General features: G+C 64.6%; 24 protein-coding genes. 21 read left to right on the top strand and 3 right to left on the bottom strand.

The window, feature by feature from the left end; all coding sequences use genetic code 11:
* The 19 genes from BLQ74_RS12595 to BLQ74_RS12505 all read left to right on the top strand — a co-directional run.
* Window positions 1-156 (top strand): phosphatidate cytidylyltransferase (locus BLQ74_RS12595; protein ID WP_170842794.1); only part of this gene is annotated, 156 nt, incomplete at its 5' end.
* Entirely contained in the window at window positions 153-1343 is a 1191-nt protein-coding gene (gene ispC / locus BLQ74_RS12590) for a 1-deoxy-D-xylulose-5-phosphate reductoisomerase (protein WP_090262892.1), read from the top strand. The genes BLQ74_RS12595 and ispC, both read left to right, overlap by 4 nt.
* Before the next feature lie 15 nt (window positions 1344-1358).
* The gene (gene rseP / locus BLQ74_RS12585) at window positions 1359-2711 is read left to right on the top strand and encodes a sigma E protease regulator RseP (protein WP_090262891.1); all 1353 of its coding nucleotides are present in this window, start codon (window positions 1359-1361) and stop codon (window positions 2709-2711) included.
* A 72-nt stretch (window positions 2712-2783) separates the two neighbouring features.
* On the top strand, window positions 2784-5147 hold the full coding sequence (bamA, locus tag BLQ74_RS12580; protein WP_090262890.1) for an outer membrane protein assembly factor BamA: 2364 nt from the start codon (window positions 2784-2786) through the stop codon (window positions 5145-5147).
* 48 nt (window positions 5148-5195) lie between these two features.
* The gene (locus BLQ74_RS12575; protein WP_090262889.1) at window positions 5196-5699 is read left to right on the top strand and encodes an OmpH/Skp family outer membrane protein; all 504 of its coding nucleotides are present in this window, start codon (window positions 5196-5198) and stop codon (window positions 5697-5699) included.
* Window positions 5699-6760 carry a UDP-3-O-(3-hydroxymyristoyl)glucosamine N-acyltransferase gene (lpxD, locus tag BLQ74_RS12570; RefSeq protein ID WP_090262888.1) on the top strand — a complete coding sequence of 354 codons (1062 nt, stop codon included), beginning with the start codon at window positions 5699-5701 and terminating at the stop codon, window positions 6758-6760. Before BLQ74_RS12575 ends, lpxD begins: the two co-directional genes overlap by 1 nt.
* Window positions 6761-6808: 48 nt before the next feature.
* On the top strand, window positions 6809-7249 hold the full coding sequence (gene fabZ / locus BLQ74_RS12565; protein WP_015476269.1) for a 3-hydroxyacyl-ACP dehydratase FabZ: 441 nt from the start codon (window positions 6809-6811) through the stop codon (window positions 7247-7249).
* Window positions 7246-8022, top strand: coding sequence for an acyl-ACP--UDP-N-acetylglucosamine O-acyltransferase (gene lpxA / locus BLQ74_RS12560; protein ID WP_090262887.1), 777 nt, complete (start codon window positions 7246-7248; stop codon window positions 8020-8022). The genes fabZ and lpxA overlap by 4 nt, the downstream gene beginning before the upstream one ends.
* Before the next feature lie 2 nt (window positions 8023-8024).
* Entirely contained in the window at window positions 8025-9167 is a 1143-nt protein-coding gene (gene lpxB / locus BLQ74_RS12555) for a lipid-A-disaccharide synthase (RefSeq protein WP_090262886.1), read from the top strand.
* Window positions 9167-9778 carry a ribonuclease HII gene (gene rnhB, locus BLQ74_RS12550; protein WP_090262885.1) on the top strand — a complete coding sequence of 204 codons (612 nt, stop codon included), beginning with the start codon at window positions 9167-9169 and terminating at the stop codon, window positions 9776-9778. The genes lpxB and rnhB overlap by 1 nt, the downstream gene beginning before the upstream one ends.
* A gap of 107 nt (window positions 9779-9885) precedes the next feature.
* Window positions 9886-13413, top strand: a complete 3528-nt coding sequence (gene dnaE / locus BLQ74_RS12545; protein ID WP_090262884.1) for a DNA polymerase III subunit alpha — start codon at window positions 9886-9888, stop codon at window positions 13411-13413.
* Window positions 13414-13529: 116 nt separating this feature from the next.
* Window positions 13530-14480, top strand: coding sequence for an acetyl-CoA carboxylase carboxyltransferase subunit alpha (locus BLQ74_RS12540; RefSeq protein WP_090262883.1), 951 nt, complete (start codon window positions 13530-13532; stop codon window positions 14478-14480).
* 82 nt (window positions 14481-14562) lie between these two features.
* The gene (gene tilS / locus BLQ74_RS12535) at window positions 14563-15876 is read left to right on the top strand and encodes a tRNA lysidine(34) synthetase TilS (RefSeq protein ID WP_090262882.1); all 1314 of its coding nucleotides are present in this window, start codon (window positions 14563-14565) and stop codon (window positions 15874-15876) included.
* 169 nt (window positions 15877-16045) lie between these two features.
* The gene (locus tag BLQ74_RS12530; RefSeq protein ID WP_090262881.1) at window positions 16046-17674 is read left to right on the top strand and encodes a CTP synthase; all 1629 of its coding nucleotides are present in this window, start codon (window positions 16046-16048) and stop codon (window positions 17672-17674) included.
* Between the two features lie 2 nt (window positions 17675-17676).
* The gene (gene kdsA / locus BLQ74_RS12525; protein WP_090262880.1) at window positions 17677-18522 is read left to right on the top strand and encodes a 3-deoxy-8-phosphooctulonate synthase; all 846 of its coding nucleotides are present in this window, start codon (window positions 17677-17679) and stop codon (window positions 18520-18522) included.
* Window positions 18523-18569: 47 nt separating this feature from the next.
* On the top strand, window positions 18570-19859 hold the full coding sequence (eno, locus tag BLQ74_RS12520; RefSeq protein ID WP_090262879.1) for a phosphopyruvate hydratase: 1290 nt from the start codon (window positions 18570-18572) through the stop codon (window positions 19857-19859).
* 60 nt (window positions 19860-19919) lie between these two features.
* Window positions 19920-20213, top strand: coding sequence for a cell division protein FtsB (gene ftsB, locus BLQ74_RS12515; protein WP_090262878.1), 294 nt, complete (start codon window positions 19920-19922; stop codon window positions 20211-20213).
* Entirely contained in the window at window positions 20210-20923 is a 714-nt protein-coding gene (gene ispD, locus BLQ74_RS12510) for a 2-C-methyl-D-erythritol 4-phosphate cytidylyltransferase (RefSeq protein ID WP_090262877.1), read from the top strand. Before ftsB ends, ispD begins: the two co-directional genes overlap by 4 nt.
* A gap of 24 nt (window positions 20924-20947) precedes the next feature.
* Window positions 20948-21490, top strand: a complete 543-nt coding sequence (locus tag BLQ74_RS12505; protein WP_090262876.1) for a hypothetical protein — start codon at window positions 20948-20950, stop codon at window positions 21488-21490.
* Between the two features lie 3 nt (window positions 21491-21493).
* On the opposite strand, the gene yedF is transcribed toward BLQ74_RS12505, so the two are convergent.
* The 3 genes from yedF to BLQ74_RS12490 all read right to left on the bottom strand — a co-directional run bounded on the left by yedF (window position 21494) and on the right by BLQ74_RS12490 (window position 23894).
* On the bottom strand, window positions 21494-21742 hold the full coding sequence (gene yedF / locus BLQ74_RS12500) for a sulfurtransferase-like selenium metabolism protein YedF (protein WP_090262875.1): 249 nt from the start codon (window positions 21740-21742) through the stop codon (window positions 21494-21496).
* A complete protein-coding gene (gene yedE / locus BLQ74_RS12495; protein ID WP_090262874.1) occupies window positions 21696-22934 on the bottom strand; it encodes a selenium metabolism membrane protein YedE/FdhT in 1239 nt (412 codons plus the stop codon). Before yedE ends, yedF begins: the two co-directional genes overlap by 47 nt.
* A gap of 69 nt (window positions 22935-23003) precedes the next feature.
* The gene (locus BLQ74_RS12490; RefSeq protein WP_090262873.1) at window positions 23004-23894 is read right to left on the bottom strand and encodes a LysR substrate-binding domain-containing protein; all 891 of its coding nucleotides are present in this window, start codon (window positions 23892-23894) and stop codon (window positions 23004-23006) included.
* A 208-nt stretch (window positions 23895-24102) separates the two neighbouring features.
* Between BLQ74_RS12490 and BLQ74_RS12485 the strand changes: the two genes are divergently transcribed.
* Complete coding sequence (locus BLQ74_RS12485; RefSeq protein ID WP_090262872.1) at window positions 24103-25215, top strand: S-(hydroxymethyl)glutathione dehydrogenase/class III alcohol dehydrogenase; 1113 nt, start codon at window positions 24103-24105, stop codon at window positions 25213-25215.
* Window positions 25216-25263: 48 nt separating this feature from the next.
* Window positions 25264-26121 (top strand): S-formylglutathione hydrolase, encoded by an 858-nt coding sequence (fghA, locus tag BLQ74_RS12480; RefSeq protein WP_090262871.1) that lies wholly within the window; start codon window positions 25264-25266, stop codon window positions 26119-26121.
* Window positions 26122-26145 lie beyond the last annotated feature (24 nt).

Below are 26145 nucleotides of genomic sequence, written 5' to 3'. Positions count from 1 at the left end.
CTGACCGAGAGCATGTTCAAGCGTGAGTCCGGCATGAAGGACAGCAGTCACCTGCTGCCGGGGCATGGCGGTGTTCTCGATCGCATCGATAGCCTCACCGCGGCCATCCCGGTATTTACTGTGCTGCTCTGGATGAGCGGTTGGGGGACGCCATGAGTCGTCCTCTGCAGGTGTGCGTATTGGGTGCGACCGGCTCCATCGGTCTCAGTACGCTGGATGTGCTTGCGCGACACCCGCAGCGCTATCAGGTGTTCGCCCTGACCGGACATTCGCGCCTCGCCGAGCTGGAAGCCTTGTGCCTGCGCCATCGTCCGCAGTTCGCCGTGGTGGCGACCGCTGAGCAGGCGCGCCATCTGCGCGGTGGTCTGCAGTCGGCTGGCCTGGCGACCCAGGTACTGGTTGGCGAGCCGGGCCTGTGCGAAGTGGCCGGGCACGCCGAGGTCGATGTGGTGATGGCGGCCATCGTCGGTGCCGCGGGCCTCAAGCCGACCCTGGCGGCGGTGCAGGCCGGCAAGCGCGTATTGCTGGCCAACAAGGAGGCGCTGGTGATGTCCGGCGCGCTCTTCATGCAGCAGGTGCAGGCCAGTGGCGCCCAATTGCTGCCGATCGATAGCGAGCACAACGCCATTTTCCAGTGCATGCCCGGCGATTACGCGCGCGGGCTGTCCAGTGTCGGTGTCCGGCGCATTCTGCTGACGGCCTCTGGCGGTCCGTTCCGCGAGACTCCTCCGGAGGCTCTGCACGACGTTTCGCCGGAGCAGGCCTGCGCGCACCCGAACTGGTCGATGGGGCGGAAGATTTCCGTCGACTCGGCGAGCATGATGAACAAGGGGCTGGAGCTGATCGAAGCCTGCTGGCTGTTCGATGCGACGCCGTCGAAGGTGGAAGTGGTCATCCACCCGCAGAGCGTGATCCATTCGCTGGTCGACTACATCGACGGCTCGGTGCTCGCGCAGTTGGGGAACCCCGACATGCGTACGCCCATCGCCCACGCCTTGGCCTGGCCGGAACGTATCGATTCCGGGGTGTCGCCGCTGGATCTGTTCAGTGTCGCGCGCCTCGACTTCCAGGCCCCCGACGAGCAGCGTTTCCCTTGTCTGCGCCTGGCGCGCCAGGCGGCGGAAGCGGGTGGCAGTGCGCCGGCCATGCTGAACGCGGCCAATGAAGTGGCGGTCGCGGCATTTCTCGAACGGCGGATTCGCTTCACCGAGATCGCGGTTATCATCGACGAGGTTCTGAACCGCGAGGCGGCGGCGCCTGTCGAAAGCCTCGATGCGGTGCTCGCGGCCGATCAGCGCGCGCGCGAGGCCGCTCAGGCCTGGTTGCGTGGGCGTGATCGATAAGCCCTGGAGGTAGCGATGAGTGCGCTTTATATGGTCGTCGGGCTGGTGGTTGCGCTTGGCGTCCTGGTGACGTTTCACGAGTTCGGCCACTTCTGGGTGGCTCGCCGTTGTGGCGTCAAGGTGCTGCGCTTTTCGGTTGGCTTCGGTACGTCGCTGCTGCGCTGGCATGATCGCCATGGCACCGAGTTCGTCGTAGCCGCCATCCCGCTGGGCGGCTACGTGAAAATGCTCGACGAGCGCGAGGGCGAGGTCCCTGCCGATCAGCTCCATCGTGCTTTCAATCGAAAACCGGTGTTCCAGCGCATTGCCATCGTCGCCGCCGGCCCGGTCGCGAACTTCCTCCTTGCCATCCTGTTCTTCTGGGTCCTTGCCATGCTGGGTGGCCAGCAAGTGCGTCCGGTCATCGGTTCGGTGCTCGCCGACAGTCCGGCTGCGCAAGGCGGCCTGGCCGCCGGCCAGGAGGTCGTCGCGGTGGATGGCGAGGCCGTGGACGGCTGGGGCGCGGTCAATCTGCGTCTGGTTCGGCGTCTGGGTGAGACCGGTGAACTCGCTATCGCGGTCCGTGAGCAGGGCTCCACTGCCCAGGTGCTGCACAAGGTACCGATCAAAGCCTGGTTGAAGAGTGTCGATAATCCCGATCCCATCGGTGGGTTGGGTATCCAGCCGTGGCGTCCGGCGCTGCCGCCGGTGATTGCCGAGCTGGACCCCGAGGGCCCGGCCAAGGCCGCTGGCCTGGCCGTTGGTGACCGCCTGCTGCGGGTTGACGGCCAGCCGGTGGATGACTGGCAGCAAGTGGTCGACAAGGTTCGGGCGCGGCCCGGGAAATCGGTACTTTTCGTCCTGCAGCGCGATGGCCAGGAACGGGAGCTGACGCTGACCCTGGCGGCGAAAGGCGAGGGCAAGGCGCGCACCGGCTACCTGGGCGCCGGTGTCGCAGGTGGCGAGTGGCCAGCGGACATGCTTCGTGAAGTTCGCTACGGGCCGGTGGCCGCGGTAGGTGAAGCGCTCTCCCGAACCTGGTCGATGAGCGTGCTAACCCTGGATTCTCTAAAGAAAATGGTGCTGGGCCAGCTCTCGGTAAAAAACTTGAGTGGGCCGATAACCATTGCTAAAGTGGCGGGCGCTTCGGCCCAGTCCGGCGTAGGGGATTTTCTGCACTTCCTCGCCTATCTGAGCATTAGTTTGGGGGTTCTCAACCTGTTGCCGATTCCTGTCCTCGATGGCGGGCATCTGCTGTTTTACCTGGTCGAGTGGGTGCGTGGTCGCCCATTATCCGAGCGGGTCCAGGCTTGGGGGATGCAGATCGGCATCAGCCTTGTCGTTGGGGTCATGTTGCTGGCCTTGATCAACGACCTGAGTCGACTGTAGCTGCCATTGGTTTTCGGATCTGCCGCCTTATGCGGCAGATTCTTTATTTGTCAGTTGGAATAAAAGGACTCCATGAAACGCTTTCTGCTACCCGCGGCAGTGTCCGCGCTGATGATCGCCCAGGTTCACGCCGAGTCCTTCACAGTTTCCGACATTCGCGTCAATGGCTTGCAGCGGGTCTCCGCCGGTAGCGTGTTCGCCGCGCTGCCGCTCAACGTTGGCGATCAGGCCGATGATCGCCGTCTGGTCGATGCGACCCGCTCGCTGTTCAAGACCGGTTTCTTCCAGGACATTCACCTCGGCCGCGACGGCAGCGTTCTGGTCATCGATGTAGTCGAGCGTCCTTCGATCTCCAGCATCGAGATCGAGGGTAACAAGGCAATTACCAAGGAAGACCTGATGAAGGGCCTGAAGCAGTCAGGCCTGGCGGAAGGCGAGATCTTCCAGCGGGCGACGCTGGAAGGCGTGCGCAACGAGTTGCAGCGTCAGTACGTGGCCCAGGGCCGCTACTCGGCGACCATCGAGACCCAGGTCGTGCCGCAGCCGCGCAACCGCGTCGCGCTGAAGATCACCATCAACGAAGGCACGGTCGCCGCCATTGCCCACGTCAACGTGGTCGGCAACACCGTGTTCTCCGACGAGACCCTTACCGGTCTGTTCGAGCTGAAGACTACCAACTGGCTGTCCTTCTTCAAGAACGACGACAAGTATTCCCGTGAAAAGCTGTCCGGTGACCTGGAGCGTCTGCGTTCCTACTACCTGGATCGTGGCTACATCCACATGGACATCGCCTCGACCCAGGTTTCCATCACCCCGGACAAGAAACACGTCTACATCACCGTCAACATCAACGAGGGTGAGAAGTACAAGGTTCGCGAGGTGAAACTGACCGGCGACCTCAAGGTGCCGGAAGAGGAAGTCAAGAAGCTCCTGCTGGTCGAGCCTGGCCAGGTCTTCTCGCGCAAGGTGATGACCTCCACCTCCGACCTGATCACCCGCCGTCTGGGTAACGAGGGTTACACCTTCGCCAACGTCAACGGCGTGCCGGAAGCCCATGACGACGACAAGACCGTGTCCATCACTTACGTGGTCGACCCGGGCAAGCGCGCATACGTCAATCGCATCAACTTCCGTGGCAACACCAAGACCGAAGACGAAGTGCTGCGCCGCGAGATGCGCCAGATGGAAGGCGGTTGGGCCTCCACCTACCTGATCGACCAGTCCAAGCAGCGCCTGGAGCGCCTGGGCTACTTCAAGACCGTCAACGTCGAGACCCCCGCAGTTCCCGGCACCGACGACCAGGTCGACGTCAACTACAGCGTGGAAGAGCAGCCTTCCGGCTCGATCACCGCCAGCGTCGGCTTCGCCCAGAGCGCGGGCTTGATCCTCGGCGGCTCGATCAGCCAGAACAACTTCCTCGGTACCGGTAACAAGGTCAGCATCGGTCTGACCCGCAGCGAATACCAGACCAGCTACAACTTCGGCTATGTCGATCCGTACTGGACCGTCGATGGCGTCAGCCTCGGCTACAACGTCTTCTACCGCAGCACCGACTACAGCAAGCTGTATAACAGCGACGTTTCCTATTACTCCGTCGACAGCCTCGGCACCGGCATCAGCATCGGTTACCCGATCAGCGAGACCTCGCGCCTGACCTATGGCCTGAGCGTCCAGCGCGACCAGATCAGCCCCGGCACCTACAGCGTCGACGAGATCTACGACTTCATCCAGCGCGAAGGCGAGAACTTCACCAACTTCAAGGCCTCCGCCGGTTGGTCCGAGTCGACGCTGAACAAGGGTGTCCTGGCGACGCGCGGCCACTCGCAAAGCCTGACCCTGGAAACCACGGTGCCGGGCAGTGACCTGTCCTTCTACAAGATCGACTATCGCGGGCAGATCTTTGCGCCGATGACCGACACCTACACCATGCGCTTCCACACCGAGCTGGGCTATGGCGATGGCTACGGTTCGACCGATGGCCTGCCGTTCTACGAGAACTACTACGCTGGTGGTTTCAACTCGGTGCGTGGCTTCAAGGACAACTCGCTGGGCCCGCGCAGTACGACGGCTACCGGCAAGTACGCGGCCCAAGGCCAGTTGCAGGATACGACCAACAGTCCCCAGGCCTTTGGCGGTAACGTCCTGATCACCGGTGGTGCGGAGTTGCTGTTCCCGATGCCGTTCGTCAAGGACCAGACCCAGTTGCGTACCGTGTTGTTCTGGGACGTGGGTAATGTCTTCGATACCAAGTGCCCGTTGTCCACTACCCAGGGTTGTAATGGTCTCAAGCTGAACGACATGGCGATGTCGGTGGGTGCCGGGCTGACCTGGATCACTGCGCTCGGTCCGCTGAGCTTCAGCCTGGGTACGCCGATCAAGAAGCCGACCAACTCCCAGTCTCAGATCTTCCAGTTCTCCCTGGGGCAGACTTTCTAAGTGCCCGTATCGTTGTCATGACAACCCAGTTTTCTGCAGGAGTGCATTGTGCGTAAGTTGACCCAGTTCGTCCTGATTGCCGCAGCCCTGATGGCGAGCCCCGCGTTCGCCGATACGAAGATCGCGGTGCTCAACTATCAGATGGCGCTGCTCGAGTCGGATGCCGCCAAACAGTACGCGGTCGACGCGGAGAAGAAGTTCGGACCGCAGCTGAGCAAGCTGCGCGCCCTGGAAAGCGATGCCAAGGCGCTGCAGGACAAGCTGGTCGATACCAGCAGCAAGATGTCCCAGGCCGATCGTGACAAGGCTGAGCTGGACTTCAAGCAGAAGGCCCGTGATTTCCAGTTCCAGTCCAAGGAGCTGAACGAGGCCAAGGCGTCCGCCGACCGCGAGATGCTCAAGAAGCTCAAGCCGAAGCTGGACCAGGCTGTCGAGGAAACCATCAAGAAGGGTGGTTACGACCTGGTGATCGAGCGTGGTGCCGTGGTTGACGTCAAGCCGCAATACGACATCACCCGCCAGGTCATCGAGCGGATGAACCAGCTGCGCTGATGATGAACCCGCTGTCTTTCACCCTCGCTGAACTGGCTGCGCAGCTCGATGCCGAGCTGCGTGGCGATCCGACTCTGGTCCTCCATGGCCTGGCCACGCTGCAGGATGCAGGACCGGGGCAACTGAGCTTCCTGGCCAATCCGCAGTACCGCAAGTTCCTCGGTGAGTGCAAGGCCGGAGCCGTGTTGCTCACGGCTGCCGACGCTGAGGGCTTCGCTGGCAATGCGCTGATCGTGCCCGATCCCTATCTGGCTTACGCCGGGCTGTCCCACCAGTTCGATCGCAAGCCCAAGGCCCCCGCCGGTATCCATCCGACCGCAGTGGTCGATCCAACCGCTCATGTCGATCCTTCGGCCAGCATCGGTCCCTACGTGGTGATCGAGGCGGGCGCGCAGATCGGCGCCAAGGTCGCGCTCGGCGCGCACTGCTTCGTCGGCGCGCGTAGCGTCATTGGCGAAGACGGCTGGCTGGCGCCGCGCGTGACCCTCTACCACGATGTGCGAATCGGCAAGCGCGTGGTGATTCAGTCCGGCGCCGTGCTGGGCGGCGAGGGCTTCGGTTTCGCCAACCAGAAGGGCGCCTGGCAGAAGATCGCGCAGATCGGCGGGGTGACCGTTGGCGATGATGTCGAAATCGGCGCCAACACCACCATCGATCGCGGCGCCTTGTCCGATACGCTGGTCGGCAACGGCGTCAAGCTGGATAACCAGATCATGATCGCGCACAACGTGCAGATCGGTGATCACACCGCCATGGCCGGCTGCTGCGGGATTTCCGGCAGCGCCAAGATCGGCAAGCATTGCATGCTCGCCGGCGGCGTCGGCCTGGTCGGGCATATCGAAATCTGCGACAACGTATTCGTCACCGGCATGACCATGGTGACCCGTTCGATTACCGAACCGGGTGCCTATTCATCCGGGACGGCCATGCAACCGGCGGCAGAGTGGAAAAAGAGCGCTGCACGTATTCGCCAGCTGGACGACATGGCTCGTCGTCTGCAGCAGCTGGAAAAGCGCCTGGCTGCCGTGACCTCGAGCGGAGACACTCCATCTGATGCGTGAGTCACGCATTTTTTGGCGTTTCCCTTTTCTGAACAGGCTCCCCTGAACATGATGGACATCAACGAGATTCGCGAATACCTGCCTCATCGCTACCCCTTCCTGCTGGTGGACCGGGTGGTAGAGCTGGACATCGAGGGCAAGCGCATTCGCGCCTACAAGAATGTCAGCATCAACGAGCCCTTCTTCAACGGCCACTTCCCGCAGCACCCGATCATGCCGGGCGTGCTGATCATCGAGGCGATGGCCCAGGCGGCCGGCATCCTTGGCTTCAAGATGCTCGACGTGAAGCCGGCCGACGGCACCCTTTACTACTTCGTCGGCTCCGACAAGCTGCGCTTCCGCCAGCCGGTGCTGCCGGGCGATCAGCTGCAGTTGCATGCCCAGTTCGTCAGCGTCAAGCGCGGCATCTGGAAGTTCGACTGCCACGCCACCGTCGATGACAAGCCGGTGTGCTCGGCTGAAATCATCTGTGCGGAACGCAAACTATGAGTTTGATCGATCCTCGCGCCATCATCGATCCGCGGGCAACGCTGGCTGACGACGTAGAGGTGGGCCCCTGGTCCATCGTCGGGCCGGATGTGGAAATCGGCGAAGGTACGGTGATCGGTCCGCATGTGGTGCTCAAGGGCCCCACCAAGATCGGCAGGCACAATCGGATTTTCCAGTTCTCCAGCGTCGGCGAAGACACGCCGGACCTGAAGTACAAGGGCGAGCCGACCCGCCTGGTGATCGGTGACCACAACGTGATCCGCGAAGGCGTGACCATCCACCGTGGCACCATTCAGGATCGCTCGGAAACCACCATCGGCGACCACAACCTGTTCATGGCCTACGTTCACGTCGGTCATGACAGCGTGATCGGCAACCACTGCATCCTGGTCAACAACACCGCCCTGGCCGGGCACGTGCATGTGGACGACTGGGCGATCCTGTCCGGTTACACCCTGGTGCATCAGTTCTGCCGTATCGGCGCGCACAGCTTCTCCGGCATGGGCAGCGCCATCGGCAAGGATGTGCCGGCTTACGTCACCGTCTTCGGCAACCCCGCCGAGGCGCGCAGCATGAACTTCGAAGGCCTGCGCCGTCGTGGCTTCAGCGCCGAGGCGATCCATGCCCTGCGCCGCGCCTACAAGGTGGTCTATCGCCAGGGGCTGACCGTGGAAGAGGCGCTGGCCGAACTGGCCGAGGCCGCCGAGCAGTTCCCCGAGGTTGCCATCTTCCGCGACTCGATTCAGAGCTCCACCCGCGGCATCACTCGCTGACCATGAACCTGGGCGCTGGCAAGCTGCGTGTGGCTCTGGTAGCAGGCGAGGCGTCGGGGGATATTCTCGGCGCCGGCCTGATGCAAGCACTGCGCGAGCGTCATCCAGACATCGAATTCATCGGCGTCGGCGGTCCGCGCATGCAGGCCCAGGGGCTGCGCTCCGAGTTCCCCATGGAGCGTCTTGCGGTCATGGGGCTGGTCGAGGTGCTTGGCCGTCTGCGCGAGTTGCTGCGCCGCCGCAAGCAGCTCATCCGCACCCTGATCGACGCCCGGCCTGATGTGTTCATCGGCATAGACGCGCCGGATTTCAACCTGGGCGTCGAGCTCAAGCTGCGCCAGGCCGGGATTCGCACCGTGCACTACGTCAGCCCCTCGGTCTGGGCCTGGCGGCAGAAGCGGGTGCTGAAAATTCGCGATGCCTGCAACCTGATGCTCGCGTTGTTCCCGTTCGAGGCGCGCTTCTACGAAGAGCATGGCGTGCCTGTGCGCTTCGTCGGTCATCCCTTGGCCAATACCATCCCGCTGGACGCCGATAAGGCGGCGGCGCGCGCGCATCTCGATCTGGCGCCGGATGCACAGGTGGTGGCGCTGCTGCCTGGCAGCCGTGGGGGGGAGGTGGCCAAGCTGGGCGCGCTTTTCCTCGATACCGCCGAGCGCCTGCTGCAACAGCGTCCCGCGCTGCGCTTCGTGTTGCCCTGCGCCAGTCCAGAGCGACGCGCGCAACTGGAGCAGATGCTGGTGGGGCGCCAACTGCCGCTGCAATTGCTCGACGGTCAGTCCCATGAGGCACTGGCTGCCTGCGATGCGGTGCTGATCGCATCCGGTACCGCGACCCTCGAAGCGCTGCTGTTCAAGCGTCCGATGGTGGTGGCCTACAAGGTGGCGCCGTTGACCTACCGGATTCTCAAGCATCTGGTGAAGAGCCCCTATATCTCGCTGCCGAACCTGCTCGCCGGCCGCCTGCTGGCGCCCGAGCTGATCCAGGACGCGGCGACGCCCGAGGCCCTGGCCCAGCAGTTGCTGCCGCTGCTCGATGACGCTAGCGAGCAAACCCGATCCTTCGATGCCATCCACCGTGCCTTGCGCCAGGACGCATCGGCTCAGGCGGCGGATGCCGTGCTCGCCCTGGTGGAGAAACGCTGATGCAGATGGGCCTGGATTTCACCCTGGTCGAGGAACTGGTCGCCGGTGTCGACGAAGTCGGGCGCGGGCCGCTCTGTGGTCCGGTGGTGACGGCCGCGGTGATCCTCGATCCGACCCGGCCAATCAAGGGGCTCAACGATTCCAAGAAGCTCAGCGAGGCGCGCCGTGAAGCCTTGTTCGACGAGATTCGCGAAAAGGCCCTGGCCTGGTGCATCGCCCGTGCCGAGGTGGACGAGATCGACCGCCTGAACATCCTGCATGCCACCATGCTGGCCATGCAGCGCGCGGTCGAAGGCCTGAGCGTGACGCCGAGGCTCGCGCTGATCGACGGCAACCGCTGCCCCAAGCTCAAGGTGCCCAGCGCACCGGTGGTCAAGGGCGACAGCCAGGTGCCGGCGATCGCCGCCGCCTCCATCCTGGCCAAGGTCTCGCGCGACCGCGAGATGCAGGAGATGGAGGCGCTGTACCCCGGCTATGGCATTGGCGGGCACAAGGGCTATCCGACCCCGGTGCACCTGGAAGCGCTCAAGCGCCTGGGACCGACAGCGATTCACCGGCGCTCCTTCGCGCCCGTGCGTGCCCTGCTCGACGAGACGTCCGGGATCTTCTGAGGGCCTCCCGGCGCCTGTCGCCGACGCTGGCGATTTGAAGCCTGTAGCTTTGCGATACGCCTCGGTACAATCCGCCGATTATCGTTTTCGCGTTGCATAGGACCCCCATGACCGCCACGTTCGTCCATCTGCGTCTGCATACCGAGTATTCCCTGGTCGATGGTCTGGTCCGGGTCAAGCCGCTGGTCAAGGCGGTCGGCGGTGCGGGGATGCCTGCCGTGGCGGTCACCGACCAGAGCAACATGTGCTCGCTGGTCAAGTTCTACAAAACCGCCATGGGCGCCGGGATCAAGCCGATCTGCGGCGCCGACATCTGGCTGGCCAGCCGCGACGAAGATGGTCCGCTCAGCCGCCTGACGCTGTTGGTGATGAACGCCAAGGGCTATCGGAATCTCACCGAGCTGATCTCCCGTGGCTGGTCCGATGGTCAGCGCAATGGCGAAATCATCATCGAGCGCGAATGGGTGAAAGAGGCCGCGGAAGGCCTGATCGCCCTGTCCGGCGCCAAGGAAGGTGAAATCGGCCACGCCCTGCTCAATGGCGAACCGGCGCTGGCCGAGGCGCTGCTCAACGAGTGGCTGGCGGTCTTCCCCGATCGCTTCTACCTGGAGGTGCAGCGCACCAGCCGGGTCAACGATGAAGAGCACCTGCATGCCGCGGTGGCCCTGGCGGAGCGTTGCGCCGCGCCGCTGGTGGCGACCAACGACGTGCGCTTCATCAAGCAGGCCGATTTCGAGGCCCACGAGACCCGCGTGTGCATCGGTGAAGGCCGCGCCCTGGATGACCCGCGCCGGTCGCGCAACTATTCCGACCAGCAATACCTGAAGAGCCCGGAGGAGATGGCCGAGCTGTTCAGCGATCTGCCCGAGGCCCTGGAAAACACCGTCGAGATCGCCCGTCGCTGCAATATCGAGGTGCAGTTGGGCAAGTACTTCCTGCCGAACTTCCCGATCCCCGAAGGCATGACCATCGACGACTACCTGCGCAAGGTGTCGTACGAAGGCCTGGAAGAGCGCCTCGCCGTGCTCTGGCCGAAGGAAACCACGCCGGATTACGAAGAGAAGCGGCAGCTCTACATCGATCGCCTCGAGTTCGAGCTGGGCACCATCATCCAGATGGGGTTCCCCGGCTACTTCCTGATCGTGATGGACTTCATCAAGTGGGCGAAGAACAACGGCGTGCCGGTGGGCCCCGGCCGGGGGTCGGGCGCCGGCTCGCTGGTCGCCTATGTCCTGAAGATCACCGACCTCGATCCGCTGGCCTATGACCTGCTGTTCGAGCGCTTCCTCAACCCCGAACGGATTTCCATGCCCGACTTCGACGTCGACTTCTGCATGGAAGGCCGCGACCGCGTCATCGACTACGTGGCCGGCGCCTACGGGCGTAACGCAGTGAGCCAGATCATCACCTTCGGCACCATGGCCGCGAAGGCCGTGGTGCGCGACGTGGCGCGGGTTCAGGGCAAGTCCTACGGCCTGGCTGACAAGCTGTCGAAGATGATCCCCTTCGAGGTCGGCATGACCCTGGAGAAGGCCTTCGAGCAGGAAGAGATGCTCCGCGACTTCCTCAAGTCCGACGAGGAAGCCCAGGAAATCTGGGACATGGCCCTCAAGCTGGAAGGCATCACCCGTGGCACCGGCAAGCACGCCGGGGGCGTAGTGATCGCGCCGACCAAGCTCACCGACTTCTCGCCGATCGCCTGTGACGAAGAGGGCGGCGGCCTGGTGACTCAGTTCGACAAGGACGACGTGGAGGCCGCCGGCCTGGTGAAGTTCGACTTCCTCGGCCTGCGTACCTTGACCATCATCAAGTGGGCGATGGAAATCATCCATCGCGTACAGCGCAAGAACGGCGAGGAAAACCTGGTCGACATCGACCGCATCCCGCTGGACGACAAGAAGACCTACGACCTGCTGCAGAAGGCCGAGACCACCGCGGTATTCCAGCTCGAATCGCGCGGCATGAAGGAGCTGATCAAGAAGCTCAAGCCGGACTGCCTGGAAGACCTGATCGCCCTGGTGGCGCTGTTCCGTCCCGGTCCGCTGCAGTCGGGCATGGTGGACGACTTCATCAACCGCAAGCACGGTCGCGCGGAAGTTTCCTACCCGCACCCGGACTACCAGTACGCCGGCCTCGAACCGGTGCTCAAGCCCACCTACGGCATCATCCTGTACCAGGAACAGGTCATGCAGATCGCCCAGGTGATGGCGGGCTACACCCTCGGTGGCGCCGACATGCTGCGCCGCGCCATGGGCAAGAAGAAGCCCGAGGAGATGGCCAAGCAGCGCGGTGGTTTCATCGAGGGTTGTGCCAACAACAACATCGACAAGGACCTCGCGGGGAACATCTTCGACCTGGTGGAGAAGTTCGCCGGCTACGGCTTCAACAAGTCGCACTCGGCTGCCTACGGCCTGGTCTCCTACCAGACCGCCTGGCTGAAGACCCACTATCCGGCGCCGTTCATGGCTGCGGTGCTCACCGCCGATATGCAGAACACTGACAAGGTGGTGACGCTGATCGAAGAATGCCGGCACATGAAGCTGCGCATCCTCGCCCCGGACGTGAACAACTCCGAGTTCCGCTTCACCGTCGATGACGAAGGTCAGATCGTCTACGGCCTGGGCGCGATCAAGGGCGTCGGCGAAGGCCCGGTGGAAGCCATCACCGAATGCCGCGCCGAGGGTGGGCCGTTCAACACCCTGTTCGACTTCTGCGACCGCGTCGACCTCAAGCGCATCAACAAGCGCACCCTCGATGCGCTGATCCGCTCCGGCGCGCTGGACCGCCTGGGGCCTTACTTCCACGAGGAGGTCAAGGCCTACCACGCCAACGTCGATCGCAACCGCGCGGTGCTGCTGGCGGCCATGGAAGAGGCGATCCAGGCTGCCGAGCAGACTGCGCGCAGCCACGACAGCGGGCACATGGACCTGTTCGGCGGCCTGTTCGCCGAGCCCGAGGCCGATGTCTACGCCAACCATCGCAAGGCCAAGGAGCTGAACCTCAAGGAACGCCTGAAGGGCGAGAAGGACACGCTCGGCCTGTACCTCACCGGCCACCCGATCGACGAGTACGAAGGCGAGGTGCGTCGTTTCGCGCGTCAGCGCATCGTCGAACTCAAGCCGGCGCGCGATACCCAGACGGTGGCCGGGCTGATCGTCAACCTGCGGGTGATGAAGAACAAGCGCGGCGACAAGATGGGCTTCGTCACCCTCGACGACCGTTCCGGGCGCATCGAGGCCTCGCTGTTCGCCGAGGCCTTCGCCGCCAACCAGGCGCTGCTGCAGACCGATTCGCTGGTGGTGATCGAAGGCGAAGTCAGCCAGGACGACTTCTCCGGCGGCCTGCGCCTGCGCGCCAAGCGCGTGATGGGCCTGGAGGAGGCGCGCACCGGGCTGGCGGAGAGCCTGCGCTTGAAGGTCCAGGCCGATGCCTTGAAGGGCGACCGCCTGCGCTGGCTGGGCGAACTCTGTGGGCGCCATCGCGGCAACTGTCCGGTCACCGTCGATTACAGCGGCAATGAGGCACGCGCCTTGCTGCAGTTCGGCGATGACTGGCGGATCGACCCGACCGATGCGCTTATTCAGGCATTGCGTGACCAGTTCGGGCGCGACAACGTCTTCCTCAACTACCGCTAGCGTGGTCGGGCGGCAAAACGCCGCCCACCCGCCAGTCTCGACCCTGAGCGCCCGATGCCGTAAGGTAGGGCGCCACACGGACCAGGCCCAGCCGCCATCAGCACGACGGATAGCCCATGAACCCGAACTTCCTCGATTTCGAACAGCCGATCGCCGACATGCAAGCCAAGATCGAAGAGCTGCGTCTGGTCGGAAACGACAACTCGATCAATATCAGCGATGAGATCTCCCGCCTGGAAGACAAGAGCCGGGCGCTGACCGAGAACATCTTCGGCAACCTGAGCAGCTGGCAGATCGCCCAGCTCGCCCGTCATCCACGCCGCCCCTATACCCTCGACTACATCGAGCACCTCTTCACCGAGTTCGAAGAGCTGCACGGCGACCGTCATTTCGCCGATGACGCCGCCATCGTCGGTGGCGTGGCGCGTCTGGACGACCAGCCGGTCATGGTCATCGGCCATCAGAAAGGCCGCGAAGTGCGCGAGAAAGTGCGCCGCAACTTCGGCATGCCGCGCCCGGAAGGTTACCGCAAGGCCTGCCGCCTGATGGAAATGGCCGAGCGCTTCAAGATGCCGATCCTGACCTTCATCGACACCCCCGGCGCCTATCCGGGGATCGACGCCGAAGAGCGCGGTCAGAGCGAAGCCATCGCCTGGAACCTGCGCGTCATGGCGCGCCTGAAGACGCCGATCATCGCTACCGTGATCGGTGAAGGCGGTTCCGGCGGCGCGCTGGCCATTGGCGTCTGCGACAACCTGAACATGCTGCAGTACTCCACCTACGCAGTGATCTCCCCGGAAGGCTGCGCCTCCATTCTCTGGCGTACCGCCGAGAAGGCTCCCGATGCCGCCGAGGCCATGGGCATCACCGCGGCGCGCCTGAAGGACCTGGGCATCGTCGATACCGTGATCCCGGAACCCCTGGGCAGCGCTCACCGCGATCCGGCGCTGGCGGCGCAGAACATTCGCAAGGCCCTGACGGCCCAACTGGCCATGCTCAAGGGGCTGAGCGTCGAAGCGCTGCTGGCGCGTCGCTACGAGCGCCTGATGAGCTACGGCATCGCCTGAGTTCGCCAGCGCCCGGCCGCAAGCGGTAAGCTGCAAGTCCTTTTCGTTCAGTGCTTGCAGCGCGCCGCTTGAGGTTTTCCCCATGTCCCTCGAATCCCGCCTGCTGACCGCGCTCGCGCCCTGGCGCCATGTTCCGGCCTGGCGGGTGGGGTTCTCCGGCGGCCTGGACTCCAGCGTCCTCCTGCACCTGCTCGCACGTCTCGCGCAGCGGGAGACGTTGCCAGCAATCTCCGCCATTCATGTCCACCATGGCTTGCAGGCTGCCGCCGATGCCTGGCCGGCACACTGCCAGGCATTCTGTCAGGCGTTGGGCATCCCGCTGTTGATCGAGCGGGTCGCGGTCGAGCCGGGTGCCAGTCTCGAACAGGCCGCCCGCTGCGCACGCTATGCGGCATTCGAACGCAACCTCGCTGTCGGCGACTGCCTGCTCACCGCCCAGCACTGTGATGACCAGGCCGAAACCTTGCTCTTCCGCCTGCTGCGCGGTGCCGGGGTGCGTGGCCTGGCGGGCATGCCGCAGTCGCGTCCCTTGGGGCGCGGGTTGCTCCTGCGCCCGTTGCTCGCGTTCTCCCGTGATGAGCTCGAACACTACGCCCGCCAAGAAGGGCTGCTGTGGGTGGAAGACCCGTCCAACGTCGATACCGGCTTCGCCCGCAACTACCTGCGCCAGCGTGTGATGCCGCTGCTCGTCGAGCGCTGGCCGCAGGCTGCGGCGAGCCTTGCGCGTAGCGCCGCGCACCTGGCCGAGGCGGAAACGCTGTTGGCCGAACTGGCCGAACTGGACCTGCAGGCGGCCGCGACACCCGCGGGCCACGCCTGGTTGCCCTTGCCGTCGCTGGCCGTCGAACCGCTGGCACGGTTAAGCGAAAGCCGCCAGCGCAACCTCCTGCGCCATTGGCTGGCGCCCTACACGCGGATGCCGGATAGCGCCCATTGGGCGGGCTGGCAGGCCCTGCGTGATGCGTCCGGCGATGCGGCCCCGGTTTGGCGCCTGGGCGACGGCGAAGTGCATCGAAGCGCCGGCCGGCTCTGGTGGCTGGCCGGTCCCTGGCTCCAGGCGGCGCAGGGCGAGCTGATCTGGTCCGAACCTCGGCAGCCCCTGTCGCTGCCCGGCAATGGCCGCTTGAGTCTGTGCGGCGAGCCGCCGGTCGGTCCGCTGCGGGTAGCCTACCGCCAGGGTGGCGAGCAGTTGCTCCTGGCCGGGCGCGGTCGGCGCGATCTCAAGCGTTTGCTCAACGAGGCTGCGCTGCCAACCTTTGCCCGCGCCCGTCTGCCGCTGCTGCTGCGAGCCGACGAACTGCTCGGTGTCGCCAATCTTCAAGGCTTTCGACGGGGTGGGGAGGGGGGGTGGAGCCTGCACTGGGAGCCGCCGACGAATGACTCGGGTTTGAGCTGAAAGGCCCTTTCGCGTAGACTACGCTCCCGTCTTATACCGCTCCCGCCGATTCCCCCGGAATCAGCGGGAGTTCGCTATTGAGCGCGGCATGTGCCGCGGTTTGGGCCGCGGCCCATTCTTCGCTTCCCCGGCGGCCGAGCCGCCTAAACACTGACATTCAGGGCTTTTCATGACGCGCTACATCTTCGTCACGGGTGGTGTTGTTTCTTCATTGGGGAAAGGCATCGCCTCGGCTTCCTTGGCTGCCATTCTGGAAGCGCGTGGCTTGAAGATCACGATGCTCAAGCTGGACCCGTACATCAACGTCGATCCGGGCACCATGAGCCCGTTCCAGCACGGTGAGGTCTTCGTCACTCAGGACGGCGCCGAAACCGACCTCGACCTGGGCCATTACGAGCGCTTCGTGCGCACCACCATGACCCAGAACAACAACTTCACCACCGGCCGCGTCTACATGGACGTGCTGCGCAAAGAGCGCCGTGGCGACTACCTGGGCGCCACCGTGCAGGTGATCCCGCACATCACCGACGAGATCAAGCGTCGCATCATCAAGGGCGCCGGCGATGCCGACGTGGCTCTGGTGGAGATCGGCGGCACCGTCGGCGACATCGAGTCGCAGCCGTTCCTCGAAGCGATCCGCCAACTGCGCGTGGAAATCGGCGCCAAGCGCGCCATGCTGATGCACCTGACCCTGGTCCCGTACATCGCCACCGCCGGTGAGACCAAGACCAAGCCGACCCAGCACTCGGTCAAGGAACTGCGTTCCATCGGCCTGCAGCCGGACGTGCTGATCTGCCGTTCCGACCATCCGGTGGACGTGTCTTCCCGGCGCAAGATCGCCCTCTTCACCAACGTCGAAGAGCGCGCGGTGATTTCCCTGGAAGACGTCGACACCATCTACCGCATTCCCTCCGTGCTGCATGCCCAGGGCCTGGACGACTTCGTCGTCGAGCGCTTTGGCCTGGAGTGCGGCCCGGCCGATCTGTCCGAGTGGGATCGTGTGGTCGACGCCAAGCTCAACCCCGAGCGTGAAGTCACCATCGCCATGGTCGGCAAGTACATGGAACTGCTCGACGCCTACAAGTCGCTGATCGAGGCCATGACCCACGCCGGCATCCAGAGCCGCACCAAGGTCAACCTGCGCTACATCGACTCGGAAGACATCGAGCAACAGGGCACCGGCCTGCTCGATGGCGCGGACGCCATCCTGGTGCCGGGCGGCTTCGGCCTGCGCGGCGTGGAAGGCAAGATCAGCGCCGTGCAGTACGCCCGCGAGAAGAAGATTCCCTACCTGGGCATCTGCCTGGGCATGCAGGTGGCGGTCATCGAGTACGCCCGCAACGTGCTGGGCTGGAAAGACGCCAACTCCACCGAGTTCGACAAGTCCAGCGGTCACCCGGTCGTCGGTCTGATCACCGAATGGCAGGACTCCACCGGCGCCACCGAAGTGCGCACCGAGACCTCCGACCTGGGCGGCACCATGCGCCTGGGCGCCCAGGAGTGCCAACTGCAGCAGGGCACCCTGGTGCACGATTGCTATGGCAAGGACGTCATCGTCGAGCGTCACCGCCACCGCTATGAAGTGAACAACAACCTGCTGCCGAAACTGCAGGAAGCCGGCCTGAAGATTTCCGGCCGCTCCGGCGACGGCGCCCTGGTCGAAGTGGTCGAGGCCCCGGATCACCCGTGGTTCGTCGCCTGCCAGTTCCACCCGGAATTCACCTCCACCCCGCGTGATGGCCACCCGTTGTTCAGCGGCTTCGTCAATGCCGCGCTGAAATACGCCGGGAAGGCCTGAGCATGGCCCAGAAGATCATTCGCGTAGGCGACATCCAGATCGGCAACGAACTGCCTTTCGTGCTGTTCGGCGGCATGAACGTTCTGGAGTCGCGCGACCTGGCCATGCAGGTCTGCGAAGAATACGTGCGGGTGACCGAGAAGCTCGGTATCCCCTATGTGTTCAAGGCCAGCTTCGACAAGGCCAACCGTTCCTCGGTCCACTCTTACCGTGGGCCGGGGATGGAAGAGGGGCTGAAGATCTTCGAGGAGATCAAGCGGACCTTCAAGGTGCCGGTCATCACCGACGTGCATGAGCCTTACCAGGCCGCTCCGGTGGCGGAAGTCTGCGACATCATCCAGCTGCCGGCCTTCCTTTCGCGGCAGACCGACCTGGTGGTGGCCATGGCCAGGACCGGCGCGGTGATCAACATCAAGAAGGCCCAGTTCCTCGCACCGCAGGAGATGAAACATATCCTGACCAAGTGCGAGGAGGCCGGTAACGACCAGTTGATCCTCTGCGAGCGCGGCTCGTCGTTCGGCTACAACAACCTGGTCGTCGACATGCTCGGCTTCGGCATCATGAAGCAGTTCGAATACCCGGTGTTCTTCGACGTCACCCATGCCCTGCAGATGCCGGGCGGGCGCGCCGATTCCGCCGGTGGCCGCCGCGCCCAGGTCACCGACCTGGCCAAGGCCGGTCTCAGCCAGGGCCTCGCCGGCCTGTTCCTGGAAGCCCACCCGGAGCCGGAGCACGCCAAGTGCGACGGCCCCTGTGCGCTGCGCCTGAACAAGCTCGAACCCTTCCTGTCCCAGCTCAAGCAACTGGACGAGCTGGTGAAGCGTTTCCCCGCCATCGAGACTGCCTGAGTCTCTCGCCGGCCCCGCTCAAACTACCCTCTGGAGTATCTACAAGAATGGCAAAGATCGTCGACATCAAGGGCCGTGAGGTCCTGGACTCCCGCGGCAACCCGACCGTCGAAGCGGACGTGATCCTGGACAACGGCATCGTCGGCAGCGCCTGCGCGCCGTCCGGTGCCTCCACCGGTTCGCGCGAAGCCCTGGAGCTGCGCGATGGCGACAAGAGCCGTTACCTGGGCAAGGGCGTGCTCAAGGCCGTGGCCAACATCAACGGTCCGATCCGTGACCTGCTGCTGGGCAAGGACCCGGCTGAGCAGAAGGCGCTGGACCGCGCGATGATCGAACTCGACGGCACCGAGAACAAGGCATCCCTGGGCGCCAACGCCATCCTCGCCGTCTCCCTGGCCGCCGCCAAGGCCGCTGCCCAGGCCAAGGGCGTGCCGCTCTACGCGCACATCGCCGACCTCAACGGCACGCCGGGCCAGTACTCGATGCCGGTTCCGATGATGAACATCATCAACGGCGGCGAACATGCCGACAACAACGTCGACATCCAGGAGTTCATGGTCCAGCCGGTTGGCGCCAAGACCTTCGCCGACGCGCTGCGCATGGGCGCCGAGATCTTCCACCACCTCAAGGCCGTGCTGAAGGCCCGTGGTCTGAACACTGCCGTGGGCGACGAAGGCGGTTTCGCGCCGAACCTGTCGTCCAACGAAGATGCTCTGGCCGCCATCGCCGAAGCCGTGGCCAATGCCGGCTACAAGCTGGGCACTGACGTGACCCTGGCCCTGGACTGCGCTTCCAGCGAGTTCTTCAAAGACGGCAAATACGACCTGGCCGGCGAAGGCAAGGTGTTCGATGCCGCCGGTTTCGCCGACTACCTGGCCGGTCTGACCCAGCGTTACCCGATCATCTCCATCGAAGACGGCATGGACGAGTCCGACTGGGCCGGCTGGAAAGGCCTGACCGAGAAGATCGGTGCCAAGGTGCAACTGGTCGGCGACGACCTGTTCGTGACCAACACCAAGATCCTCAAGGAAGGCATCGACAAGCACATCGCCAACTCGATCCTGATCAAGTTCAACCAGATCGGCTCGCTGACCGAGACCCTGGAAGCCATCCAGATGGCCAAGGCCGCCGGCTACACCGCGGTGATTTCGCACCGCTCCGGTGAAACCGAGGACTCGACCATCGCCGACCTGGCCGTAGGCACCGCCGCCGGCCAGATCAAGACCGGCTCGCTGTGCCGCTCCGACCGCGTGTCCAAGTACAACCAGCTGCTGCGCATCGAAGAGCAACTGGGCGCCAAGGCGCCGTACCGTGGCCGCGCGGAATTCCGCGGCTAACGCTAGTCTGGTACGGTGAAGGGGTGGCAGGAGCCACCCCTTCGCGTATGGAGCCTTGAATTGCGCCTAAGTCGCCTGCGTAGTCCTTACTGGCTGTTTCTCGTGCTGCTCCTCGCGCTGGCGGGGCTGCAATATCGCCTGTGGGTGGGCGAAGGCAGCCTGGCGCAGGTGCGCGAGCTGCAGAAGCAGATCGCCGATCAGCAGGGTGAGAACGAGCGACTGCTCGAGCGCAATCGTATCCTCGAGGCCGAAGTGGCCGAACTGAAGAAAGGTACCGAGACCGTCGAGGAACGTGCCCGCCACGAACTCGGCATGGTCAAGGACAAGGAAACCCTCTACCAGTTGGCGCAATGAGTTCTTCCTCCCCAAGTACCCCTGCTTTCTGGGTCGTGATCCCGGCCGCCGGCATCGGTTCCCGGATGCGCGCCGACCGTCCCAAGCAGTACCTCGATCTCGCCGGTCGCAGCATCCTCGAACGCACCCTCGATTGTTTCCTCGGGCATCCCGGCCTCAAGGGGCTGGTGGTTTGCCTGGCCACCGACGATCCCTGGTGGCCATCCCTGTCCTGTGCCAGCGACCCACGCATCCAGCGTGCCGAGGGCGGCAAGGAGCGCGCCGACTCGGTGCTCAGCGGTCTGCTGCGCTTGAACGAACTGGGCGCCGCCAGCGACGACTGGGTGCTGGTGCATGATGCGGCGCGCCCGAACCTGAGCCGCGGCGATCTCGATCATCTGCTCGCGGAACTGGCGCTGGACCCGGTGGGCGGCCTGCTTGGCGTGCCGGCTCGGGACACCCTCAAGCGTGTCGGCGCCGATGGCCGGATCGAGGAAACGGTGGATCGCCGTGTGGTCTGGCTGGCCTATACGCCTCAGATGTTCCGCCTGGGAGCCTTGCACCGTGCCCTGGCCGATGCGCTGGTGGCCGACGCGGCCATCACCGACGAGGCGTCGGCGATGGAGTGGGCGGGGTTCGCGCCGCGGATGATCGAGGGCCGCGCGGACAACCTGAAGGTTACGACGCCGGAAGACCTGCTGCGCTTGCAGCGGGCCTTCTCTGCTCACTGAGTCTGGCCGGTGACTCGTCTTTCGATGTTCCTACCCCGCCTGGAAGGTGCCTTGCATAGTGCGCTGCGCTGGGCCGGCACGGGTTGGCGGCTATCCTGGCTGTGTCTGGGCCTGGCTCTGCTGGGCACGCTGTTCGCGGCCTATCCGATCACCTCTGTGGTGGTTCCGGCGGTGCTGCTGGTGCCGCGTCGCTGGCGCAGCATTGCGGTGTTTTCCGCGCTCGGCAGCAGCTTCGGCGCCCTGGCCTTGATGATCGTCTCCCACCATATGGGCTGGGCCAGTCTCTATGAGCGGTTTCCCGAGCTGCTCAGTGATCCGACCTGGCTCCGCATCATCGACTGGACCGACAGCTACGGCCTGCTGGCGCTGTTCCTGGTGGCCGTCTCGCCGCTGCCGCAAACGCCATCGCTGATCGTTCTGTCCATGGCGCCGATGCACTATCCCGGCGTGTTCCTCGCCATTCTGGGCGGCAAGTTGCTCAAGTACCTGGGGTTCGCCTGGGTCAGCTCGCGTTTTCCCGGGCGTATTCATGATTTCCTCCACCGCCATGGTCGCGCAGCCCCATAGCCGTCACCCCGCCAGCGGCACCTCGATGAGGAAGCGGAACAGCGCGCCGTGCTGCTCCACCGTCAGGCAGTGGTAGCCATGGCGTTGGCTGTCCTCGGGAATGCCATGCACCGACTGCGAGCAGTCGGTGACCACTTCGAGTAACTCGCCTGGTTTCATGGTGCGCAGGGTTTCCAGCGTGGCGATAGCGTTGTACGGGCAGTGCTCACCGCGCAGGTCCAGGGACAGCGTCGGGGTTTTCTTGGCGGACATCGGTGCGATTCCTCGAACGAGTGAAACGGTTTGCGTTGAGCTGTACCAGCAGCATGCACAAGCCCAGGCCGGCGAAGGTCAGTAACAGGCCGCCGCCGGGGCCGAAGCTCTGCAGCAGGTTGAGTTTGGGGTAGGGCAGGGCGAGCAGGCCGCCGAGCGAGTCCCAGAAAACCGCCACCAGGGTGCCGCCGATGACGTTGCCGACGCCGACCACCCAGAAGTGCACCTGGCCCTCCATGGCGCGGTACATCCAGCCGGTTTCACAGCCACCGGCGAGTACGATGCCGATACCGAAGAGAACGCCACCGATCACCGCGTTGGGGCCCATCCAGAACACCTTGGGCGACACCCCCAGGCGGATGGCGGCGAAGGTTCCGATACAGGCCGCGGCCATGCCCAGCAGGATGCCGAAGGCCGCCTGGGTCCGCCCGGTGGTCCAGAGGTCGCGGGCGGCACTGGTGAAGCAGATCTGCGCGCGTTCGATCAGGCCGCCGAAGAGCAGACCGAACAGCGTGGCCATGCCCAGTACCAGCGACACGTCGAAACGCCAGGCGGCGAAGGCCACGGCGAGCGCCAGGACCAGCAGCCCCAGGCGCCACTGCTGGCGCGCGCGGCGCGCCAGCGCTTCCGGGGCCGGTAGCTGGGCGGCCTTGCCGGTGATCTTCAGTGGGATGCGCAGAAAGGGCAGCAGGCTCAGCTTCACCCCGATCCAGGCGCCGATCACGGTGGACAGCATGAAGGCCCAGGCATGCAGCGAGAACATCGGGATGCCGGTGAAGAACGCCGCCAGGTTGCAGCCCATGGCCAGGCGGGCGCCGAAGCCGGCGATGATCCCGCCGATCAGCCCCTGCAACAGACGGCGTCGGCTGGTCGGCCAGCGCAGCGCGACGTTGCCGGCCCAGAGCGCACAACCGAGCGCGCCGAGGAACATGCCGATGATCATCACCCCGTCGATGCGATCCAGTGGCGTGCCCTGTAGGCCAATGATCTTGAAGTAGCTCCATTCCTGCGGCTGCAGGCCGAACCAGGACAGGACATGGCCGCCCCAGCGGGTGAATTCGCCGGTGACCGCCCAGAAGGTGCCCGTCAGGGCGAAGTAGTAGGCCGAGGCGACGCCGAGCGCCACCAGGGTCGGCAGCGGCGACCAGAAGCGCAGCAGATAGCGTTCTCGGAAGCTGGAGAAGACGGACATGGCAGGCATCCTTGACGAGGGCGGGGCGTGGCCGCTGATTCTAACCGGGCGATATGACGCAATGCTGCCTCAGGACAAGCCGGGATGTGCCCTTTGCAGACCGTCCTTGAGGAAATCCACCAATTGCCGAACCTTGGGCGACAGGTGCCGTTGCTGCGGATACAGCGCCCAGACCGCGGTATTCGGCGGTTGGTGTCGCTCCAGCAGGGAGACCAGGCGGCCGCTGTGCAGATGTTCGAGCACGTAATAGTCCGGTAGCTGGCAGAGTCCGAAGCCCCGCAACGCGGCGTCCAGCACCGCCTGGCCGCTATTGCAGCGCCAGTTGCCCTGGACCCGGTGCTGCGTTTCGCGGCCGTCCTCGAGAAAGCTCCAGACGTCGCTACTGCCGACCAGGCAGTTGTGCTGCGCGAGGTCCGCGGGCGAGTTCGGGGCGGCGTGCCGTTGCAGGTAATCCGGGGTGGCGCAGAGGTACATGACGCGCGGCGCCAGGCGCGTAGCGACGAGGCGCGAGTCGCTCAGCCGGCCGAGACGGATGGCCAGGTCGAAGCCCTCGTGCAGCAGATCGAGCTGGCGGTTGGACAGTTCGATGTCGACGCGCAACTGCGGGTAGTCGGCCATGAAGGCGTTCACCAAGGGCACCACGAAGCGCTCGCCATAGGCCACCGCGCAGGTCATGCGCAGCAGGCCCTTGGGTTCGGCGGAGAGGTCGCTGACCGCGCGCAGCGCTTCGTCGCGGGCGTCCTGCAAACGCTGGCAGTGCTGCAGGAAGGTCTGCCCGGCTTCGCTCAGCGACACGCGACGGGTGCTGCGGTAGAGCAGGCGGGTCTGCAGGCGTTCTTCCAGGCGGGCGATCTGCCGGCTGATATGCGAGGAGGAGACGCCCAGGCGTTCGGCGGCAGCGGTGAACTGCCCGGTTTCCGCCACCGCGACGAATTCGTCGAGGCCTTCCCAGCGATTCATCTGGATTGTCCCTGAATGGCAATAATATTTTGATTATTGCCTGATTATTCCCACTCATGCACTTTCCTACACTTCCAAGGCTGTGCGGAGCGGGTTTGGCCCGTGCCGCCCGGCTGCCTGGAGCAGCCCCGTTTCCCGGCCGGCGCTTGACGCCGGCCCGCCTCCGCCTGCGGCGGGGGCTTCGCAATCACCGTTCAGGAGTTCCGAGATGATCAAGTCCCGTGCCGCTGTCGCTTTCGCACCCAACCAGCCGCTGCAAATCGTCGAGGTCGACGTGGCGCCGCCGAAGAAGGGCGAAGTACTGGTCCGCATCGTCGCTACCGGGGTCTGCCATACCGACGCCTACACCCTGTCCGGCCAGGATTCCGAAGGCGTCTTCCCGTGCATCCTCGGCCACGAGGGCGGTGGCATCGTCGAAGCGGTGGGCGAGGGCGTGACCTCGCTGCAGGTCGGCGATCATGTGATCCCGCTGTACACCGCCGAGTGTCGCGAGTGCAAATTCTGCAAATCCGGCAAGACCAACCTCTGCCAGGCGGTGCGCGCCACCCAGGGCAAGGGCCTGATGCCCGACGGCACCACGCGCTTCTCCTACAACGGTCAGCCGATCTACCACTACATGGGCTGCTCGACCTTCTCCGAGTACACCGTGCTGCCGGAAATCTCCCTGGCCAAGATTCCCAAGGACGCGCCGCTGGAAAAGGTCTGCCTGCTCGGTTGTGGCGTGACCACCGGCATCGGCGCGGTACTCAACACCGCCAAGGTCACCGAGGGCTCCACCGTGGCCATCTTCGGCCTCGGCGGCATCGGCCTGGCGGCGATCATCGGCGCCAAGATGGCCAAGGCCTCGCGGATCATCGCCATCGACATCAACCCGGCCAAGTTCGAGATCGCCAAGCAACTGGGCGCGACCGACTTCGTCAACCCGAAGGACCATGACAAGCCGATCCAGGACGTCATCGTCGAACTGACCGACGGCGGCGTGGACTACTCCTTCGAGTGCGTCGGCAACGTGCAACTGATGCGTGCGGCGCTGGAGTGCTGCCACAAGGGCTGGGGTGAGTCGACCATCATCGGCGTCGCCGGCGCTGGCCAGGAAATCAGCACCCGTCCGTTCCAACTGGTGACCGGCCGCGTCTGGCGCGGCAGCGCCTTCGGCGGCGTGCGTGGGCGTACCGAGTTGCCCAGCTACGTGGAGAAGGCGCAGAAGGGCGAAATCCCGCTGGACACCTTCATCACCCACACCATGGGCCTGGAAAAGATCAACGAGGCCTTCGACCTGATGCACGAAGGCAAGAGCATCCGCTCCGTCATCCATTACTGATCGAACCAGCGGGGCGCCATGGGCGCCCCGGCCTCACAGGAGGGTTCCATGACGGACTCCATCGAATTGATCAGCAGCCAGAAGACCTTCGGCGGCTGGCACCAGCGTTATCGCCATCGCTCCCAGGTGCTGGGCTGCGACATGGTCTTCGCCGTTTATCTGCCGCCACAGGCCGAGCCCGAAGCCGGGCTGCCGGTGCTCTACTGGCTTTCCGGGCTGACCTGCACCGACGAGAACTTCATGCAGAAGGCCGGCGCCCAGCGCATGGCCGCCGAGTTGGGGCTGGTGCTGGTGGCGCCGGATACCAGCCCGCGCGGCGCCGATGTGCCGGGTGATCCGGACGGTGCCTGGGACTTCGGACTGGGCGCAGGCTTCTACCTCAACGCCACCCAGGCGCCCTGGGCGCGGCATTACCGCATGCACGACTATGTGGTGCACGAACTGCCGGCGCTGATCGAAGCGAACTTCCCGGTGTCTTCGCGGCGTGGCATCAGCGGCCATTCCATGGGCGGCCATGGCGCCCTGGTCTGCGCCTTGCGCAACCCCGGACGCTACCAGTCGCTGTCGGCGTTCGCGCCGATCAGCCAGCCGAGCGACTGCCCCTGGGGACAGAAAGCCTTCAGCCGCTACCTCGGCGAGGATCGGCAGGCCTGGGCGGAATGGGATGCCTGCGCGTTGCTGGCCAAGGCTAGTGAGCGTTTGCCGATCCTGGTCGACCAGGGCGAGCGCGACGACTTCCTGGTCAACCAGCTCAAGCCGGAAGCGCTGCGCCAGGCCGCGGAAGCGGCGGGACACCCGCTGACGTTGCGTCTACAGCCAGGTTACGACCACAGCTACTATTTCATCGCCAGTTTCATCGAGGACCATCTGCGGCACCATGCGCGCGTTCTCTGCGCTCCCGTGTGAAGCTGGCCTTGCGCCTTTCCGGTA

The organism is Pseudomonas panipatensis, assembly GCF_900099785.1.
Classification (GTDB): Bacteria; Pseudomonadota; Gammaproteobacteria; order Pseudomonadales; family Pseudomonadaceae; genus Pseudomonas; species Pseudomonas panipatensis.
This window is presented reverse-complemented; position numbering and strand designations above follow the sequence as displayed.